This is a genomic window from Amnibacterium sp. (assembly GCF_025463795.1).
In the GTDB taxonomy this organism is placed as follows: domain Bacteria; phylum Actinomycetota; class Actinomycetes; order Actinomycetales; family Microbacteriaceae; genus Amnibacterium.
In genome coordinates, this window is record NZ_JAODBE010000019.1 from 1 (window position 1) to 3,448 (window position 3,448).

Genomic DNA, 3,448 nt, shown 5'->3' on the forward strand with positions numbered 1-3,448 from the left:
CGGACCGCCGGCGAGGCGTCCGGCGAGGCGGGCGACGACCGGGAGGGCGAAGGCGAGGGTCTTCCCGCTGCCGGTGCGGCCGCGGCCGAGCACGTCCCGGCCGGCGAGGCTGTCGGGCAGCGTCGCCTCCTGGATCGGGAACGGCGAGTCGATCCCCGAGGCGGTGAGCGCGGGGAGCAGGCGAGCGGGTACGCCGAGTTCGGCGAAGGTGGAGGACATGGCGGAGCTTTCCGTCGAAGGCAAGGTCGCGTTCGGTCGCGGCGATGCGGGGGCGATCGTGCCGGACGGCACGTCGTTCGCCGACCGGCGCGGGTGGAGCCCCGGAGAACGGCGCCCGGGAAGGGGCGCGGGGGCATGGATCGCTGATGTCGACGCAGGCGCGCAACATCGCGCCGTTGCCCCAGTCTAGCGGTCCGGGCCGCCGAGTCTGCCCGCTCCCGTTCGGGGGCCCTCCTGCGGCAGGCGCCTGCGTCCCTCCGCGTCGCACGAGGGGCAGCGCCAGGCGGCCGCGTCGGGCAGGAGCATCGGGAAGCCGCAGAAGGGGCAGTCGCCGACCTCCGCCGCATCATCGCGCCACGCCATGGAGGCCGCCTCTCGGACCGGAAGACCCGACGGCACGGTAGCGCACCTCGACAGGAGATCCCCGGATCAGTCGTAGCGGCGGCCCAGCACGGCGAGCACGCCGGGCAGGAAGGCGTCGGCCCACCTCGAGTGGCCCCGGTCGTTCGGATGGAAGAGGTCGCCCGCGGAACCGTGGAGCGCGTCGAGCACGCCGCCGACGCCGGTGACCGGATAGAGCGGCGCGACCCAGAACCCGTGCGCCTCCGCGACCTCGTGGATGATGCGGTTCGCCGCGCGCGCCCGGCCCGCGACCGGCAGCACGCTGAAGCTCGGCAGCTCCGAGACCACGGTGTCCGCAGGCAGTGCGGCGCAGATCCGCTCGTACTCGTCGCGGAACCGCACCGGGTCGAAGGTCCAGATGTCGTTGGCGCCGATCCCGAGGGTGACGACGTCGGGCTGGAGGCCGGCGAGCCGGGGCAGCTCCTCGCGGAGGACGACGCCGAGGGTCGCGCCGTCGATGGAGAGGTTGCGCACCCGCACCTCGCGGCCCGTCCGCGCCGCGAGCGCGTCGGCGACGAGGCCGACGTACCCGGCTCGAGGCGAGCTCGCCCCGAGCCCGAGGGCAGCGGAGTCACCGATGGCGACGTAGAGGAGGCTGCCCTCGCGCACCCGCCCTCGCTCACGCCAGTACACGTGATGGGCCGGGATGCGGTTCGTCAGCTCGGTGATCCACCGCCGCCGACGGCGCTGCACCAGTGCTCCGGCGCCGGTCAGCACGGCCGCGCCCCCCGCGAGGAGCCCGAGGGCCCTGGCCGCCCGGCTCATCGCGCGATCGCCACGGCCGTGCCGCCCGTCGCGGCGAGCAGGTCGGCCGGCGCGAGCTCGATGTCGAAGCCGCGCCTGCCGCCCGAGACGAAGACGGTCGGATGGCCGAGGGCGGACGCGTCGAGGTAGAGCGGCAGACGGGCGCGCTGACCGAGGGGACTGATCCCTCCGATCACGTAGCCGGTGCGGCGCTCCGCCGTCGCGGGCTCGGCGAGCACGGCGCGCTTCGCTCCCGCGGCCGCGGCGAGCGCTTTGAGGTCGAGCGTGGTCGAGACGGGCACGACCGCGACCACGAGCCGGTCGTCCGCCGCCGCGACCAGCGTCTTCAGCACCCGGGCGGGATCGACGCCGAGGGCGGCGGCCGCTTCGATCCCGTAGGCGCTCGATCCGGCGTCGTGACGGTACGGATGCGGCACGAACGGGATGCCGAGCGCGGTCAGTGCCACGGTCGCGGGCGTTCCCGTGCTCGTCATGACTCGACGGTATCCGTCGCCGTCCCGGGTCCCCTCAGCGCTGGCAGCGAGGGCACCAGTAGATCTCCCGGTCGGTCGCGCCCCGACCCGGTTGCACGGGATCGGCGAGTGTGCCGCCCCGGATCGGGGTGCCGCAGCGGCGGCAGGGCCGGCCCGTGCGGCCGTACACCCAGTCCTGCCTCCCGTTCCGGGTGTCGCCGGTCAGGGTGCGCTCCACGCGGTTCTTGTTCGCCTCGAGGGTGCGCTTGGCGAGGTCGACCATTCGCGGCAGGTCCTCGACCTCGGCGACCGGGCGGGTCGGCAGCACCCCCCGGAGGAAGCAGAGCTCGTTGCGGTAGACGTTGCCGATGCCGGCGAGGTTCCGCTGGTCGAGCAGCGCGAGCCCGATCGGGCGCTCGGGCTCGGTCTCCATGCGGCGCACCGCCTCGGACGCGTCCCAGTCGTCGCCGAGCAGATCGGGCCCGAGGTACCCGACGACCTCCTCCTCCTGATCCCTGGGGAGGATCTCGAGGGTGCCCAGCGCGAAACCGACCGCCTGCCAATCGGCGGTGCGGAGCACGATCCGTGCCTCGAACGCCGGCCGCCGCCAGCGGGAGCCCGGCGCGTAGAGGTGCCAGGCGCCCTCCATCTTCAGATGGGAGTGGATCACGCTGCCGCCCGCCCGGATCAGCAGGTGCTTGCCACGGCTGGCGACCGTGTCGATCGTCTCGCCGGTGAGGTCGACCGTGGCGTACCGCGGCACGCGGACGTCGCATCCGGTCAGGACCGCGCCGGTCAGGGCCGAGCCGAGGTTCTTCGCCGTGCGGTAGACGGTGTCGCCCTCAGGCACGGCGACGCCGGTCAGCCACGGAGGCGCATGCCCTTCGGATTCGGGGCGAAGCCCGCCCGCTCGAGCGCCGCGCCGAACGGGGTGCCGAGGGCGAAGGCGCCGTCGATCTTCTCGACCGTCAGCCCGGCGACGCCGCGGCCGCGCACGGTCGAGGCCAGGGCGGCCGCGGCCTGCTGCAGCACCCCCTCGTCGTCGGTGAAGAGCAGCACGGTGCGTCCGCCGCGCTCGAGGTAGGCGACGAGGGCCCCGTCGACGAGCACGACCAGCGCACCCGCCTTCCGTCCCGGCCGGTGCCCGCCATCGGCGACGCCGGCAGGCCACGGCAGCGCGGCGCCGTACGGGTTCGCGGGGTCGGTGGCGGCGAGGCACACCGCCACGACCTCCTCACGCTCGGCGTCCGGATCGCGGTTGAAGGCGCGCAGCCGGTCGACCGTGCCCGAAGTCGAGAACTGGGCGGCGCCGAGATGCTCCACGAAGTAGCCCCGGCGGGCGCGGCCGGCCTCCTCCAGGGCGGCGAACGTCTTGTAGACGAGGGCGAAGCCACCCGGCACCTGCTCCGCCTGGACCGAGCCGCGGGTGACGACGCCGTATCGGTCGAGCAGGAACTCGGCCGTCGCCGCGGCACGCACCGTGAGATCGTGCTCGGGCAGCGGGAGGATGCCCCAGCGTCCCGCTGCCGTCGGCGGTCCCTGGCGGGAGGGCATCACCGGCCGGCCGTGCCCGCGGTACACGCGGGCGCGCGGCGCCCGCCGCTGCGCGC

General features: G+C 74.8%; 5 protein-coding genes and 1 pseudogene. 1 reads left to right on the forward strand and 5 read right to left on the reverse strand.

Going from position 1 to position 3,448, the window contains the following annotated elements:
• Nucleotides 1–219, reverse strand: a 219-nt coding sequence (locus JWQ92_RS01385) for a DEAD/DEAH box helicase (protein ID WP_297342661.1), incomplete at its 3' end; no start/stop codon positions are given.
• On the opposite strand from JWQ92_RS01385, the gene JWQ92_RS01390 reads away from it, so the two are divergent.
• On the forward strand, nucleotides 218–409 hold the full coding sequence (locus JWQ92_RS01390; protein ID WP_297342662.1) for a hypothetical protein: 192 nt from the start codon (nucleotides 218–220) through the stop codon (nucleotides 407–409). The two genes, JWQ92_RS01385 and JWQ92_RS01390, sit on opposite strands and share 2 nt — an antisense overlap.
• A 239-nt stretch (nucleotides 410–648) precedes the next feature.
• On the opposite strand, the gene JWQ92_RS01395 is transcribed toward JWQ92_RS01390, so the two are convergent.
• The 4 genes and pseudogenes from JWQ92_RS01395 to JWQ92_RS01410 all read right to left on the reverse strand — a co-directional run.
• Nucleotides 649–1,386 carry a GDSL-type esterase/lipase family protein gene (locus JWQ92_RS01395; protein ID WP_297342663.1) on the reverse strand — a complete coding sequence of 246 codons (738 nt, stop codon included), beginning with the start codon at nucleotides 1,384–1,386 and terminating at the stop codon, nucleotides 649–651.
• Nucleotides 1,383–1,859 (reverse strand): Cys-tRNA(Pro) deacylase, encoded by a 477-nt coding sequence (gene ybaK / locus JWQ92_RS01400; protein ID WP_297342664.1) that lies wholly within the window; start codon nucleotides 1,857–1,859, stop codon nucleotides 1,383–1,385. The genes JWQ92_RS01395 and ybaK overlap by 4 nt, the downstream gene beginning before the upstream one ends.
• 34 nt (nucleotides 1,860–1,893) lie before the next feature.
• Nucleotides 1,894–2,688: a DNA-formamidopyrimidine glycosylase family protein gene (locus JWQ92_RS01405; protein WP_297342665.1), complete on the reverse strand. Its 795-nt coding sequence runs from the start codon at nucleotides 2,686–2,688 to the stop codon at nucleotides 1,894–1,896.
• Nucleotides 2,689–2,699: 11 nt separating this feature from the next.
• Nucleotides 2,700–3,448, reverse strand: a pseudogene (locus JWQ92_RS01410) (ATP-dependent helicase); the annotation flags it as partial.

Bases quoted from the DNA above. Each gene is read 5' to 3' on its own strand.
- JWQ92_RS01395 (WP_297342663.1), bottom strand. From the start codon at position 1,386: ATGAGCCGGGCGGCCAGGGCCCTCGGGCTCCTCGCGGGGGGCGCGGCC.
- JWQ92_RS01390 (WP_297342662.1), top strand. From the start codon at position 218: ATGGCGGAGCTTTCCGTCGAAGGCAAGGTCGCGTTCGGTCGCGGCGAT.
- ybaK (WP_297342664.1), bottom strand. From the start codon at position 1,859: ATGACGAGCACGGGAACGCCCGCGACCGTGGCACTGACCGCGCTCGGC.